General features: G+C 69.4%; 13 protein-coding genes. 12 read left to right on the top strand and 1 reads right to left on the bottom strand.

The annotated features are described in order from the left end of the window. The first annotated feature begins 12 nt into the window (after positions 1 to 12). From AC1DSA_RS04165 to AC1DSA_RS04205, 9 genes are all read left to right on the top strand, one after another. A complete protein-coding gene (locus tag AC1DSA_RS04165) occupies positions 13 to 1,005 on the top strand; it encodes a TRAP transporter substrate-binding protein (RefSeq protein ID WP_477886352.1) in 993 nt (330 codons plus the stop codon). Between the two features lie 4 nt (positions 1,006 to 1,009). Continuing rightward, entirely contained in the window at positions 1,010 to 1,555 is a 546-nt protein-coding gene (locus AC1DSA_RS04170; protein ID WP_477886354.1) for a TRAP transporter small permease, read from the top strand. Beyond that, the gene (locus AC1DSA_RS04175; RefSeq protein WP_477886356.1) at positions 1,552 to 2,832 is read left to right on the top strand and encodes a TRAP transporter large permease; all 1,281 of its coding nucleotides are present in this window, start codon (positions 1,552 to 1,554) and stop codon (positions 2,830 to 2,832) included. The genes AC1DSA_RS04170 and AC1DSA_RS04175 overlap by 4 nt, the downstream gene beginning before the upstream one ends. Positions 2,833 to 2,870: 38 nt before the next feature. Further along, entirely contained in the window at positions 2,871 to 3,920 is a 1,050-nt protein-coding gene (locus AC1DSA_RS04180; RefSeq protein ID WP_477886358.1) for a TRAP transporter substrate-binding protein, read from the top strand. Then, on the top strand, positions 3,917 to 4,567 hold the full coding sequence (locus AC1DSA_RS04185; RefSeq protein ID WP_477886360.1) for a TRAP transporter small permease subunit: 651 nt from the start codon (positions 3,917 to 3,919) through the stop codon (positions 4,565 to 4,567). Before AC1DSA_RS04180 ends, AC1DSA_RS04185 begins: the two co-directional genes overlap by 4 nt. Continuing rightward, complete coding sequence (locus AC1DSA_RS04190) at positions 4,564 to 5,856, top strand: TRAP transporter large permease (protein WP_477886362.1); 1,293 nt, start codon at positions 4,564 to 4,566, stop codon at positions 5,854 to 5,856. Before AC1DSA_RS04185 ends, AC1DSA_RS04190 begins: the two co-directional genes overlap by 4 nt. Next, positions 5,856 to 7,262, top strand: coding sequence for an amidase (locus AC1DSA_RS04195; protein WP_477886365.1), 1,407 nt, complete (start codon positions 5,856 to 5,858; stop codon positions 7,260 to 7,262). Before AC1DSA_RS04190 ends, AC1DSA_RS04195 begins: the two co-directional genes overlap by 1 nt. 143 nt (positions 7,263 to 7,405) lie before the next feature. Next, a complete protein-coding gene (locus AC1DSA_RS04200) occupies positions 7,406 to 8,482 on the top strand; it encodes a hypothetical protein (protein WP_477886366.1) in 1,077 nt (358 codons plus the stop codon). Positions 8,483 to 8,516: 34 nt separating this feature from the next. Next, positions 8,517 to 9,284 carry a fumarylacetoacetate hydrolase family protein gene (locus AC1DSA_RS04205; protein ID WP_477886368.1) on the top strand — a complete coding sequence of 256 codons (768 nt, stop codon included), beginning with the start codon at positions 8,517 to 8,519 and terminating at the stop codon, positions 9,282 to 9,284. 3 nt (positions 9,285 to 9,287) lie between these two features. On the opposite strand, the gene AC1DSA_RS04210 is transcribed toward AC1DSA_RS04205, so the two are convergent. Continuing rightward, the gene (locus AC1DSA_RS04210) at positions 9,288 to 10,586 is read right to left on the bottom strand and encodes a tetratricopeptide repeat protein (RefSeq protein WP_477886369.1); all 1,299 of its coding nucleotides are present in this window, start codon (positions 10,584 to 10,586) and stop codon (positions 9,288 to 9,290) included. A 99-nt stretch (positions 10,587 to 10,685) separates the two neighbouring features. Here AC1DSA_RS04210 and AC1DSA_RS04215 point away from each other — a divergent pair, with 99 nt between their 5' ends. Genes AC1DSA_RS04215 through AC1DSA_RS04225 form a run of 3 tightly spaced genes read left to right on the top strand, consistent with a single transcriptional unit; the run spans position 10,686 to position 13,449 of the window. Continuing rightward, positions 10,686 to 11,738, top strand: coding sequence for a GlxA family transcriptional regulator (locus tag AC1DSA_RS04215; protein WP_477886372.1), 1,053 nt, complete (start codon positions 10,686 to 10,688; stop codon positions 11,736 to 11,738). Then, positions 11,735 to 12,976: an MFS transporter gene (locus AC1DSA_RS04220; RefSeq protein ID WP_477886374.1), complete on the top strand. Its 1,242-nt coding sequence runs from the start codon at positions 11,735 to 11,737 to the stop codon at positions 12,974 to 12,976. The genes AC1DSA_RS04215 and AC1DSA_RS04220 overlap by 4 nt, the downstream gene beginning before the upstream one ends. After that, complete coding sequence (locus tag AC1DSA_RS04225; protein ID WP_477886376.1) at positions 12,973 to 13,449, top strand: FKBP-type peptidyl-prolyl cis-trans isomerase; 477 nt, start codon at positions 12,973 to 12,975, stop codon at positions 13,447 to 13,449. The genes AC1DSA_RS04220 and AC1DSA_RS04225 overlap by 4 nt, the downstream gene beginning before the upstream one ends. Positions 13,450 to 13,545 lie beyond the last annotated feature (96 nt).

Consider the following 13,545-nt stretch of genomic DNA (forward strand, 5'->3'; position numbering starts at 1 on the left):
CCGAGAACCTCCATGAAGAACACCTTCACCCGCCTCGCCCTCGCTTCCTGCCTCGCGCTGGCCACCGCGCTGCCTGCCGCTGCCCAGCAGAAGCTGCAGATCGCCGGCAACTTCGCCACCGAGCATCCCTCGAGCGTCGCGGTGGAGCAGGTGTTCCGCAAGGAGGTCGCGCGGCTGACCAACAACCAGCTGCAGGTGGACGTGTTTCCCGCCATGCAGCTGGGCGGCGCCAAGGAGAACGTCGACGCCGTGCGCTCCGGCACGCTGGCGATCACCTGGGTGGGCGCCGCCTTCCTCTCGCGCATCGCGCCCGAGCTGGAGGCCGTGAGCCTGCCCTTCGTGTTTGCCAACCGCGAATCCGCCTTCCGCGTGATCGATGGGCCGGTGGGGCAGGCCATCGACAAGAAGCTGCAGGACAAGGGCTTCCTCTCGCTGGGCTGGATGGAACTGGGCATGCGCCACGTGACCAACAGCAAGACGCCGATCCGCACGATGGCCGACCTCAAGGGCTTGAAGGTCCGGCTGCAGCCGAACGAAACGCACCTCGCCACCTTCCGTGCCCTGGGCGCCAACCCGGTGGCGATGGACGTGAAGGAGCTGTACTCCGCGCTGGAGCAACGCGTGGTGGACGGCCAGGAGAACCCCTACACCGTGATCTCCGCCAGCCGCTTCAGCGAAGTGCAAAAGCAGTTGTCGAACACCGGCCATTTCTTCGACTTCATCGCCGTGGTCGCGAGCAAGAAGGCCTTCGAGCAGCTCAAGCCCGAGTACCAGAAAGCCGTGCGAGAAGCGATGACCGCCACCATCACGGCGCAGCGCAAGCTCGCCGCCGAACAGGAGGCCGCGAAGTTCGCGGAGCTGAAGAGCAAGATGGCTTACACCGAGATCACGCCGGCCGCGCGCGAGGACATGCGCAAGGCCTCGCTGCCGGTGATCGAGGAAGTGAAGAAGCGCGCCGGCGCCGACCTGGTCAACCAGGTGCTGGCCGAAGCCGCCAAGCACTGAACCGATGGACGAGCGCGCGATGGAAGAGACCCTGCTCCTGCCGCCGCTGGCAGCGCCTGCCGCTTGGCCGCTCCGCGTGCTGCACGCGGCCGACCGCGCGCTCACCGGCGTGCTGCTCGCCGCTGTCGCCGTGATGGTGGCCGTGGTTTCGGCCCAGGTGGCGCTGCGCTACGGCTTCAACCGCTCCATCGACTGGGCCGACGAGGTCGGACGGCTCGCCTTCGTGTGGGCGATCTTTTTGGCGATTCCGCTGGGTGTGCGCGACGGCGCGCACATCGGCATCGACCTGCTGGTGGACAAGCTGCCGCCCGCGGGGCAATCCGCCCTGCGGCGCGCGGGTGCCGCGCTCGGCGCCGCGCTGATGCTGGCCATCTGCTGGGCCGCCGTGCGCACCTGCCGCGAGCAGTGGGACGAACTGATGTCGACCATCGATTTCAGCGTGGGCTGGTTCATCGTCCCGGTGGCCGTGGGCGCGCTGTTCAGCGCCTTCCACCTGCTGCACATCGTGATCGCCGGTCCGCCCGAGCGGAAGACCGGAGGCGCGGAATGAGCTATGCAGTCGTTGCCGGCTTCATGGCCCTGTCGTTGCTGGGCCTGCCGATCGCCTTCGCCATGGGCGTGGCGGCGCTGATCGCGCTGCTGGCCTCGGGGGTGGACCTGAGCATGGTGCCGCAGCGCATGATGCATTCGGTCAATTCCTTCCCGCTGATGTCGATCCCCTTCTTCATGCTCGCCGGCGAGCTGATGATCAAGGCGGGCATCGTCGAGCGGCTGATCACGCTGGCCAACACCATGGTGGGCCGCGTGCGCGGCGGCCTCGCGCACGTGACCATGCTGTCGGGCGCCGGGCTCGCAACCGTCTCCGGCGCGGCGGTGTCGGATGCGAGCGCGCTGTCCTCCATCCTGGTGCCCTCGCTGTCCAAGGTGTACGACAAGGGCTTTGCCACGGCGATCGTCGCTGCAGCCGCCAACCTCGGCCCGATCATCCCGCCCAGCGGCGCGATGATCGTCTACGCCTTCATGGCCGGCTCCTCGGTATCGGTCGGCGGCATGTTCATGGCGGGCGTGGTGCCGGGCGTCATCATCACGATCGGTTTCATGGCCCTGTGCTCCTGGATCGCGACCAAGCGCGGCTGGGCCGTCACGGGCGAGCCTTTCGCCATCCGGGCCGTGCTGCACGAGCTGCGCCGCTCGGCCATCGTGCTTGCCATGCCGGTGCTGGTGATCGGCGGCATCGTCGGCGGCGCCTTCACCGCCACCGAGGGCTCCGCGATCGCGGTGGTCTACGCCACGCTGCTCGGCTTCTTCGTCACCCGCACGCTCAGCCTGAAGGACCTGCCGGGCATCGTCGTGCGCGCCGCCATCACCTCCGCCATGGTGGGCGCGCTGATCGCGTTCGCCTCGGTCATCACCTACCTGATGACGGTGGACCTGCTGCCGCAGAAGCTGACGCTGCTGCTCAAGGGGCTGACCGACAGCGGGCTCGTGTACATGGGGCTGGTGGCCGTGCTGCTGTTCGTGGTCGGCATGTTCCTGGAGTCGAACGCCGCCTACATCATGCTGGTGCCGCTGCTGCACCCGATCGCCATCCAGTACGGCCTCGACCCGCTGCACTTCGGTTTCCTGTTCGTGCTGAACCTCGTGATCGGCATGCTCACCCCACCCGTGGGCGTGGTCCTGTTCGTCGTCTGCGGCATCACCGGCGTGCGCATGCGCGAGCTGGTCGCCAACGTCTGGCCCTTCATCGCGCTGATGTACGGCGTGCTGGTGGCCTGCATGCTGTTCCCCCCGCTCGTGACCGCGCTGCCGCGTGCGCTCGGCTACTGATTCCCGTCCTTCCACCTTCAACACCCGAGGAGCTCTCCATGTCGTTGTTCTCCCTGAAAACCCTGGCCGCCGTCGCGGTGGCCGCCTCGCTGGCCACGCCGGCGCTGGCGCAGGAACGCATCAAGTTCAAGGCCATCGGCCAACCCCTGGCCACCGGCCTGATCCAGAAGAACAAGGAACAGCCCTTCTTCGAGAACTTCGCCAAGAACACCGGCCTGCCGATCGACGTCGACTACAAGCCGATCGACACGCTCGGATTGAAGGACACCGAGCAGCTGCGGGTGATGAAGGCCGGCCTGTTCGACCTCGTGTCGCTGCGCGTGTCGCAGAACTCGCGCGACGAGCCCACCATCCTGGGACTGGACCTGGTCGGGGCCGCGCCCGACTATGCGACCGGCCGCAAGGTGGCCAAGGCCTATTTCGCCACCATCGACGAGCGCCTGCAGAAGCAGTTCAACGTCAAGCTGCTGGGCGTGTGGCCCTTCGGCCCGCAGATCCTGTTCTGCAGCAAGCCGATCACCAAGCTGGCGGACGTGAAGGGCATGAAGGTCCGCGTCTATGACCAGAACCTGGCCAAGTTCATCGAGATGGTCGGCGGCACGCCGGTGCCGGTGTCGTTCGCCGACACGCAGCAGTCGCTGTCGCTGGGCGTGGTGGACTGCGCCATCACCGGTCCCAGTTCCGCCAATTCGGCCGGCTGGCCCGAAGTGACGACGCACCAGATGCCCCTGGGCTTCCAGATGGCGCTGAACGGCTACGGCATCACGCTCAAGGCCTGGAACCGTCTCAGTCCCGACCAGCAGGCCAAGCTCGCCGCCGCCTTCGACAAGTTCACCGACGAGATCTGGACCTATTCGGAAGAGCTGTTCCAGGACGCACTGAACTGCAATGCCGGCAAGGACCCTTGCACCACCGGCAAGAAGTACAAGCTGACGAACGTGCCCGTCACGCCCGCCGACCTGGCGCTGGTGCGCAGCGCGGTCACCAAGGTGTCGCTGCCGGCCTGGTCCGAAGTGTGTGACAAGTCCAACCCGGACTGCTCCAAGAAGTGGCACGCCACCGTCGCACCGGTGCTGGGGATGAAATGAGCACGATGCTGGACTCCTCCACCCCGATGGCGCCGCCGAAGGCGGCGCCATCCAAAGCCGTGTCGATGAAAGAGCACGTCGAGACCGCACTGGCCACGGTGTTCGGGCTCGTGTTCCTCAGCCTGGCCGCGCTCGTCACGGTCGAGACCACTTCGCGCAAGCTGTTCAACGTCTCGCTGCAGGGCGCGGACGAACTGGGCGGCTACGCGCTGGCCGTCGGCTCCACCATCGCCTTCAGCCTGGCGCTGATGGGGCGCAACCACATCCGCGTGGACGTGTTCCACGAGATGCTTCCGCGCAAGGCGCAGGCCGTCCTGAACTGGGTGTCGATCACCTCGCTGGCGGTGTTCGCGCTGTTCATCGACTACGTCGCCCTGAAGGTGGTCGCCGACACGCTGGAGTACCGCAGCACGGCCCAGACGCCCTGGGCAACGCCGCTGATCTATCCGCAGATGGTGTGGTACGCCGGTCTGGTGATCTTCTCGCTGGTGGCGGTGGGCTACGCGGTCCGCGCGACCTTCCTGCTGTTCAGCGGCCGGACCAGCGACGTGCTGCATGAATTCCAGCCCAAGAGCGCCAAGGAAGAACTCAAGGAAGAACTCGACGACCTGGCCCAGCGGCATGCGGCCGCAGGAGCGCACCAATGAACCTGACCTACGTCACCATCGCCTTCTTCGCGATGCTGGGGATGATGCTGATCGGCATGCCGATCGCCGCTTCGATGGCGGCCATCGGCATCGTCGGTGGCCTCGCGGCCTTCGGCATCCCCTTCCTCGACTCGATCGCCCCGGTGGTCTGGGGCGTGCAGAACGACTCGCTGCTCACCTGCATCCCGCTGTTCGTGCTGTTGGGTGAACTGCTGCTGCGCTCGGGCATCGCCGACCGGATGTACATCGCACTGTCCGCCTGGCTGGGCAACCTGCCCGGCGGCCTGCTGCACACCAACATCGGCAGCTGCGCGCTGTTCGCCGCGACGTCGGGCTCCTCCGTCGCGACGGCGGCCACCATCGGCACCGTGGCCCTGCCCTCGCTGCACAGGCGCGGCTATTCGATGCGCGAGTCGCTCGGTTCACTGGCCGCCGGCGGCACGCTGGGCATCCTGATCCCGCCGAGCGTGAACATGATCGTGTACGGTTCGCTGACCAACAACTCGATCGGCAAGCTGTTCATCGCGGGCATCATCCCCGGCCTGCTGCTGACGGCGTTCTTCATGCTGTGGATCTACATCTCCAACGTGATGGGCGGCAAGCCGATGCGCGAGGCCAAGGTGCCGATGAAGGAGCGCATCTCCACGCTGCGCCACCTGGTCGCCCCGGCCGTCGTCTTCGGCATCGTCATGGGCAGCCTGTACACCGGCATCGCCACCGCGACCGAGAGCGCCGCGCTGGGCTGCATGGCGGCGGTGTTCTTCGTCTGGCAGTCGGGCAAGCTGACCTGGGAAGTGATGCGCACCTGCTTCATCTCCACGGCACGCGTGAGCGGCATGATCCTGTTCATCATCATGGCGGCGTTCATCCTGAACCTGGCGATCAGCCTGTCGGGCGTGGCCGAGGCGATGACCAAGTGGGTGACCGGGCTGGGCCTGTCGGCCACCGCGCTGATCCTGGTGCTGATCGTGTTCTACCTGATCCTGGGCATGTTCATGGACGTGCTGTCGATGCAGGTGGCGACCATCCCGATCACCTACCCGATCGCCACCGCGCTGGGCGTGGACCCGATCTGGTACGGCATCTTCATCGTGCTGATGTGCGAGCTGGGCCTGATCACCCCGCCGGTGGGCATGAACCTGTTCGTGGTGCACGGCATCCGGCCCGACAAGGGCGGCATCCAGGACGCCATCTGGGGGGCCTTGCCCTACGCCGTGATCATGATCCTGTTCACGCTGCTGCTGCTGGCCGTGCCCCAGCTGGTCACCTGGCTGCCGGCCCACATGTGATGGCGGCGACGGACCTCTGGCGGCTATCCGCCACCGAGCTCGCCCGTCGCTACCGCGACGGCAGCCTGACGCCCACCGCGGTGGCGCAGGCCTGCCTGGCGCGGCTGGAGGCGGTGAACCCGCGCATCAATGCGGTCATCGCCCGGCGCGATCCGGAATTCCTGAAGGAAGCGGCGGCCTCCACCGAGCGCCACGCGCGCGGTGCGGCGCTGTCGCTGCTGGACGGCGTTCCGCTGTCGGTGAAGGACAGCCTGTACACCGCCGACCAGCCGACCACGTGGGGCTGCCCGGCGCTGCGCGAGCATGCGACCGGCCACGACGAATTCGCCGTGGCGCGGGCGCGCGCGGCGGGCGCGCTCCTCATCGGCAAGACCAACGTGCCCGAGTTCGCGCTGGAGGGTTACACCGGCAATCCGATCTTCGGCGTCACGCGCAATCCCTGGAACACCGCACTCACGCCCGGCGGCTCCAGCGGCGGCGCGGTCGCATCAGTTGCGGCCGGCATCACGCCGCTGGCGATCGGCCAGGACGGCGGCGGCTCCATCCGCCGGCCCGCTTCGCACACGGGACTGGTCGGACTCAAGCCCTCGCTGTCCGCGGTGCCGCGCGAGCACGTGCTGCCCAGCCTGCTGCTGGACTTCGAGGTGATCGGCCCGCTGGCGCGCACGGTCGCCGATGCGCGCCTGCTGTTCGACGTGATGCGCGGTCCCGCGGCGGTGGACCGATCCTCGCTGGCCGCGGCCCACGCGGCTTCGGCCGCGCCCGCGCCTGGTTCTCTGCGCATCCTGTACGTCGAGCGCTTCGGCAACGCGCCGCTGGATCCGCAGATCGCGGCCAGCGTCGGCGAAGCGGTGCGGCGGCTGGAAGCCCTGGGCCATTCGGTGCGCACCGGCGCCTTGCCGCTGAACCTGGATTTCTTTGCCGAGGCCTGGCCGCAGATCGGTCAGATCGGCCTGGCCCAGCTGTTCGATCGCCAACCCGGCTGGGCCGCGCAGGCGTCCGCCAAGTACCTGGGCATGGCGGACCAGGGACGCACGCTGCCGGCCGCGCGCCTGTGGCAGATCCTGGAGCAGGTCAAGCAGCTGCGGCGCGAAAGTGTCCCGCTGTTCGCGGACACCGACGTGATCGTGCTGCCCTCGGCCGCTGCCTTGCCGTGGAACGCGGAGGACGCCTATCCGACCCACATCGACGGACAGGAAGTGGGCCCGCGCGGCCACGCCGTGTACACGGGCTGGGTCAACGCCGCCGGACTGCCGGGACTGGCATTGCCCTGCGCCCCTTCGCGCGAAGGCCTGCCCATCGGCATGCAGCTGGTGGGGCGCTACGGCAGTGACGACCTGCTGCTGGCCCTGGGTGAAGCGTACGAAAGTGCGCATCCCTGGGCCGACCGGTGGCCCGCGCCGTGAGTGCTTGACGCAGCGCAGCACGGCGTTCCTTCCATCGCTTTTGGGCAAAAGCGTTTCACCTTTGCGCCGCGCCCCGCTCGGGCGCACACTCGCGCGCGAGCCGATCGCGGCTCGATGAAGTAGCAGTACCAAGAGGAGACAACATGAGCAAACAACGCAAGATCCTGATCCTGGGCGCCTCCTATGGCTCCCTCCTGGCTTCCAAACTGATGTTCGCGGGACACGAGGTCAAGCTCGTCTGCCTGCCCGCGGAAGCGGACCTGATCAACGCCGAAGGCTTCCGGGTGCGCATGCCGATCCGCGGCCGCGCCGAGCAGGTCGAGATCGATTCGCGCAAGCTGCCCGGCAAGGTGTCCGCGGGCGGCACGGGCGACGTGAACCCCGCCGACTACGACCTGATCGGCCTGGCGATGCAGGAACCGCAGTACCGCTCACCGGGCGTGCGCGAACTGCTGGCCGCCGTCGCGCGTTCGCGCGTGCCCTGCATGTCGATCATGAACATGCCGCCGCTGCCCTACCTGAAGCGCATCCCCGGGCTGGACGCCGATGCGCTCAAGCCGGCCTACACCGACGCCAGCGTGTGGGACGCCTTCGACGCCCGCACGCTCACCCTGTGCAGCCCGGACCCGCAGGCGATCCGGCCGCCGGAAGAAAAGGTCAACGTGCTGCAGGTCACGCTGCCCACCAACTTCAAGGTGGCGCGCTTCGACGACGAGGCCAACACGCAGCTGCTGCGCGAGCTGGAGCGCGACGTCGACGCAGTGCGCTTCCCGGCGCCGGAAGGCCCGATCGAGCTGCCGGTGAAGCTGCGCGTGTCGGACTCGATCTTCGTGCCGCTGGCCAAGTGGTCCATGCTGCTGGCGGGCAACTACCGCTGCATCACGGCCGACGGCATGCGCACCGCGCAGGAGGCCGTGCACTCCAACCTCGAGGAGTCGCGCTCGGTCTACGACTTCGTGTTCGACGTGTGCGTGCGGCTGGGCGCCCGTCCCGAGGACCTGGTCCCGTTCGAGAAGTACGCCGCGGCCGCGGCCAGCCTCACGCGCCCCGCTTCCGCCGCCCGCGCGCTGCAGAACGGCGCGCCCTACATCGAGCGGGCCGACAAGCTGGTGCAGCTGGTGGCGCGCCAGCTGGGCCTGCGCCATCCGGTGATCGACCGCATCGTCGACCTGGTGGACACCCGCCTGCACGCCAACCGCGAAGCAGCGGCGAAGAAGTAGCATCGCCGGTTCGCACGCACCAGGAGTCCTTGCCATGTCCCCCTCCGTCCAGACCGTGGCCGACGCGCTGCTGCAGGCCTATCGGCAGCAGCGCCCGGTCGACGCCGCGCCGCTCGAGCGCCTGCTGCATGGCCCCGACGACGCGTACGCGGCGCAGGACGCGGTGGCCCGCGCGGGCAACTGGTTCCCCGACGCGGTGCCGCGCCACTGGAAGTCCGGCGGCGCTTCGCGGCCCGCCGTGCTGACGCACGCACCGCTGCCGCCGCGGCACGTGTGGCCCAGCCCCGCCGATGCCAGCCGCACCCACTTCAACATGCGCCTGATCGAGGCCGAAGTGGCCCTGCGGCTGGGCCGCGACGTCACGCCCGCGGAGGCGCAGGCGCTGTCGCACGAGGAAGCGCCGGCCCTGGTGGACGCGATGGCGGTGTCGATCGAGATCGTGGATTCGCGCTGGCAGCAGGCGCGCGATGCCGGCGCGCTGCTCAAGCTGGCCGACCTGCAGTCGCATGGCGCGCTGGTGCTGGGCGAGTGGAAGCCCTTCACCGCGCGCGACTGGGCGAAGCAGACCTGCGTGGTCAGCATCGGCAACCTGGCGCCCAAGTCGTCCCGGGGCACGCATTCGCTGGGCGATCCGGCCTGGCTGCTGCCGATCTGGCTGCGGCACGTCACGCGCAACGGCGCCACCGCACCGCGCGGCGCGGTGGTCACCACCGGCACCTGGTGCGGCATGCTGGAGGCCCACCGCGGCGACCGCGTGCGTGCCGTGTTCGACGGCATCGGCGAGGCTGAAGTCCAGCTCTGAGTCTCAGGCCGCCAGGACCAGCGGGGCCGCCTGCCGCGTGCGCGGGCGCAGCGCCAGCCGTTCCGCCTGCAGTCCGTCCGCCAGCTGGCGCAGGCCGCCGCGGCGTGCCGCTTCCAGCAGCGTGAGGTCCAGCACGTCGCGCTGCGCGTGGCTGCCGCCGAACCGATGGGCGCTGCTGCGGATGCGGCGCAACAGCTGCGCGCAGCGTGCGTGGTCGCCCTGTGCGAAAGCCTGGATCGCGCGCGCCGCGCCATCGCCCACCACCCGGGTGAATTCCGCGTTGTCCTCGTCGCGCTGCAGCGCCTCCGACTGCGCCTGCAGCACCCCGGCCTGCGCCGCGTCACGGCCGGCGCCGCAGTAGGCCATCATCATGTGCAGGTCGTTGAAGGCGTACAGGCCGGGCTGGCCCGCCGATTGCCAGAGGTCGGCCACGGTGTCCCAGCGCGGCCCGACGTCGACACCGCGCAGCTGCAGCCGCCACAGCATGGCGGTGGCGTCGACCAGGTCCAGGATCACCGAGGAGCCGGTGGCGATGGACGCGTCGTACAGCCGCAGCACCTCGTCCACCTGCCCCAGTTCCAGGTGGTACAGGGCCAGGTGCCACCAGTTGTGCACTGCGAAGAAGCTGCCCTCCGACCAGGTCGCCGCGTGCTGCCCGAGCCAGGCGATGCCGGCGAGCGGATCGTTGCGCATCTCGTGCACGTGCGCCACCGCGTGCCAGCCCCAGCCGTCGCGCGGCTGCAGTTCCACGCTGCGCCGGCCCTCGCGCTCGGCCTGGGCGTAGTCGCCGGTCTCCTCCAGGCCGAAGGCGTGCATCGAGAGCAAGGCGTGGTAGCCGGGCAGCGCGGGCTGCCAGGCGGGCAGGGCGCGGGCAATCCGGTCGCGCAGCATGCGGGCGTTGCCGGTGAAGAAGTCCACCTGGTGGCCCGCCTGCAAGGCCAGCAGGTCGCGCGGGTGCTGCAGGCTCAGGTCCTCCAGCACGCGGCCGCACTCGTGCCAACGGCCGTGCGCGAGCAGGCGGGCCGCTTGCAGGTGCAGCCGCTCGCGCTCGTTGGCCGGCAGCTGCGCCGCCGCGTCGCAGGCCGCGCGGGCGATGGCGGGGCCGCCGGGTTCGGTGCCCAGCAAGTGCAGCCAGGCCTTCAGCAGGTGGGCCATGGTGAAGTCGGGATCGGCCGCGATGGCCTGCTCGGCGAGCGCGACCGGGTCGCCGATGTAGCAGCGAAACTGGTCGAGCGCGGCCTGGTAGGCCACGAGGCCGGCGGTGCCGGCGCCGGAAAGGTCCTGGTCGTGCGCGTCTTTCATGGTCGGGCTCCGGGGTGGGTTAGGGGGGTGACGCACAGTGTGCTGCCGGGGACGGTCCTACACTCAGGCCTTTCGTGCAACCAACCGGTCATTCCTGCCATGCCCCGCACGATCGAAGCGATCACGGTGGCGCTGCTGGCGCTTCCGGCCACCACGGCAGCCACCCTCTACGGCTTCTTTGACGCGCTGGCCAGCGTGCGGCGCGATTGGCGGATGCTGCACGGCCAGCCGCCCGCGGACTCCCCGTTCCGTCCGCTGGTCGTGAGCGAGGACGGCCGCCCATTCGATGCGGCGAACGGTGTGCGCATCACCCCTCAGGCCAGCTTTGCCGAGTGCCCGGCGCCCGAAGTGGTGGTGATCGCCGACGTCCAGATGGCTCCCGACGATGTGGAGGCCGAGGCAGGAGGCTTCGACGCCGCCGTGCGCTGGCTGCTGGCCTGCCATGCGCGGGGAGCGCTGCTGGCATCGGCCTGCTCGGGGGCGGTCGTGCTTGCGCGCACCGGCCTGCTCGACGGCGCGGATGCGACCTCTCACTGGGCCTACTGCAGCTACCTGCAGCGCGCGCATCCGCGCACGCGCTGGCACGCGGACCGCGGGCTGGTCAGCGCCGGCGAGGGCCAGCGCATCCTCATGGCGGGCAGCGGCGTCTCTTGGCACCTGCTCGTGCTCGCACTGATCGCGCGCTTCGCCGGACCGGAAGAGGCCATGCGGGTGGCGCGCATCAACCTGCTGGACCTCAACAGCACCAACCCGGTGGCCTACGCCTCGCTCACGCACGGCAACCGCGCCGCCGACCCGGTGGTGGCCAGCTGCCAGCAATGGGCGGCGCTGCACTACGCCAGCGCGGCGCCGGTGGCGCAGATGGTGGCGCTGTCGCAGCTGCCCGAGCGCACCTTCAAGCGCCGCTTCACCCAGGCGACCGGCATGGCGCCGCTGGACTACGTGCATCATGTGCGGCTGGAGGAAGCCAAGCAGATGCTGGAGAGGGGAGACGAGCCGGTGGAAGCGATCGCGATCGACATCGGCTACAGCGACAGCAGTTTCTTCAGCCGGCTGTTCCGGCGCAAGGTGGGCCTGAGCCCGGTGCAGTACCGGCAGCGTTTCGGGCGCCTCGCGCGCGAGCTGCAGAGACTGGCGAAAGCCCCCGCATGACGGACCGGGCACCGCGCGGCGCCTGGCTGATGCTGCTGGTGCTGATCTCCGGCTTCGCCCTGAGCCAGGCTTTCCGCACCGCCGCCGGCGTGATGGCGCCGCCGCTGCAGCAGGCCTTCGCCTTGACGCCGCAGCAGCTGGGCCTGTTCGCCGGCGCCTTCCACTTCGCTTTCGGTGCGCTGCAGCTGTTCATGGGCATGGGGATCGACGTCTACGGGCCGCGCCGCACCGTGCTGGCGGTGTTCCCCCTCACGATCGTCGGCGGACTCGTCACCGCCAGCGCCTCGGGCTACCCGGGGCTGATCGCGGGGCAGGTGCTCACGGGCATCGGCTGCGCGCCCGCTTTCCTCGCCTGCACGGTGTTCATCGCGCGCCGCTTCCCCGGCGGCCAGTACGCATCGGTGAACGGCGCGGCGCTGGGCATCGGCTCGGTCGGCCTGCTGCTGACGGGCACGCCCCTGGCGTGGATCGTCACCCAGTGGGGCTGGCGCGCCGGCTTCGTTTCGCTGGCCGTGTGCGCGGCGCTCGCCTGGCTGGCCATCCTGCTGCTGGTGCGCGAGGAAGCGGCGACGCCCGCCGCGCAGCGACCCGGCGTGCTCGCCGCGCTGCGCGGCTACGGCGAGCTGTTCCGGCTGCCGCAGACGCTGGGCATCATCGGCCTGGCCCTGTTCACCTACGCGTCCTTCCTCTCGCTGCGCGGGCTGTGGCTGGGGCCCTTGCTGATCGACCGCTACGGCTACACGCTGGTGCAGACCGGCAACGTGGCGCTGGCGGTGTCGGTGCTGGGCATGGTCGGCCCGCCGCTGTTCGGCCGCTTCGATCCGGGCGACGCCAGCCGCCGCCGCTGGATCCTGGGCTTCACGCTGGCGTGCGCCGTGGTGTTCGCCACCATGGCCGCGCCGATCGCGGCCGCCGGCGAGGTCGCGCTGGCGCTGGTCATCGGCATCGTCTCGGGCTACATGGTGATGCAGTACGCCGACGTGCGCGCCGCCTATCCCGCCCAGATGACGGGGCGGGCGATGGCCGTGTTCACGATGGCGATGTTCCTGGGCGTCGCGCTCATGCAGTGGCTGACCGGGGTCGCCGCCTCGGCGGCCGCCGTGCTGCGCATCGAGACCTACACGGCGGTGTTCGGCGCGATCGCCTTCTTCCTGTTGCTGGGCATGTCCCTGTTCCGCTTCCTGCCGGGCCCGGGCGCCAGCGCCGTCCGGGGCGAGCCGTCACAATCGGCGCCATGAAAATCGCCAAAGACACCGTCGTCACGCTCCAGTACAAGGTCGCCGAACCCGGCGGCAAGTTGATCGAGCAGAGCAGGGAACCCATGGTCTACCTCCATGGCGGCTACAACAACACGCTGCCCGCCATCGAGCAGGCGCTGGACGGCCAGGAAGCCGGCTACGAGTGCACGCTCAACCTGCAGCCGGAAGACGCCTTCGGCCAGCGCGACGAAGCGCTGGTGCGCGTGATCCCCAAGAGCGAGTTCCCGCCCGGCGTGAAGGTGGGCGGCCAGCTGGAAGGCCGCACCGACGACGGCCAGCCGCACGTGTTCCACGTCATGAAGATCAAGGGCCCCGAAGTGCACCTCGACGGCAATCATCCGCTGGCGGGCAAGGCCCTGAAGTTCACGCTCAAGGTGACCGGGGTGCGCATGGCCAGCGGCGAGGAGATCGCGCATGGGCACGTGCATGGGGAACATGGAGTGCATCACTGATCGTTCACTCGCAAATCGCCGGAGCGATTTGCGAGTGCCCTGATCGGTGTGCAGAGGACCGGCGAAGCCGGATCCTCTGCACAAGAGGGCCGCGCT

Source organism: Ramlibacter sp. P4_H7 (assembly GCF_056400765.1).

Bases quoted from the DNA above. Each gene is read 5' to 3' on its own strand.
- AC1DSA_RS04195 (WP_477886365.1), top strand. From the start codon at position 5,856: ATGGCGGCGACGGACCTCTGGCGGCTATCCGCCACCGAGCTCGCCCGT.
- AC1DSA_RS04220 (WP_477886374.1), top strand. From the start codon at position 11,735: ATGACGGACCGGGCACCGCGCGGCGCCTGGCTGATGCTGCTGGTGCTG.
- AC1DSA_RS04205 (WP_477886368.1), top strand. From the start codon at position 8,517: ATGTCCCCCTCCGTCCAGACCGTGGCCGACGCGCTGCTGCAGGCCTAT.
- AC1DSA_RS04200 (WP_477886366.1), top strand. From the start codon at position 7,406: ATGAGCAAACAACGCAAGATCCTGATCCTGGGCGCCTCCTATGGCTCC.
- AC1DSA_RS04225 (WP_477886376.1), top strand. From the start codon at position 12,973: ATGAAAATCGCCAAAGACACCGTCGTCACGCTCCAGTACAAGGTCGCC.
- AC1DSA_RS04210 (WP_477886369.1), bottom strand. From the start codon at position 10,586: ATGAAAGACGCGCACGACCAGGACCTTTCCGGCGCCGGCACCGCCGGC.
- AC1DSA_RS04175 (WP_477886356.1), top strand. From the start codon at position 1,552: ATGAGCTATGCAGTCGTTGCCGGCTTCATGGCCCTGTCGTTGCTGGGC.
- AC1DSA_RS04170 (WP_477886354.1), top strand. From the start codon at position 1,010: ATGGACGAGCGCGCGATGGAAGAGACCCTGCTCCTGCCGCCGCTGGCA.
- AC1DSA_RS04180 (WP_477886358.1), top strand. From the start codon at position 2,871: ATGTCGTTGTTCTCCCTGAAAACCCTGGCCGCCGTCGCGGTGGCCGCC.
- AC1DSA_RS04190 (WP_477886362.1), top strand. From the start codon at position 4,564: ATGAACCTGACCTACGTCACCATCGCCTTCTTCGCGATGCTGGGGATG.
- AC1DSA_RS04185 (WP_477886360.1), top strand. From the start codon at position 3,917: ATGAGCACGATGCTGGACTCCTCCACCCCGATGGCGCCGCCGAAGGCG.
- AC1DSA_RS04165 (WP_477886352.1), top strand. From the start codon at position 13: ATGAAGAACACCTTCACCCGCCTCGCCCTCGCTTCCTGCCTCGCGCTG.
- AC1DSA_RS04215 (WP_477886372.1), top strand. From the start codon at position 10,686: ATGCCCCGCACGATCGAAGCGATCACGGTGGCGCTGCTGGCGCTTCCG.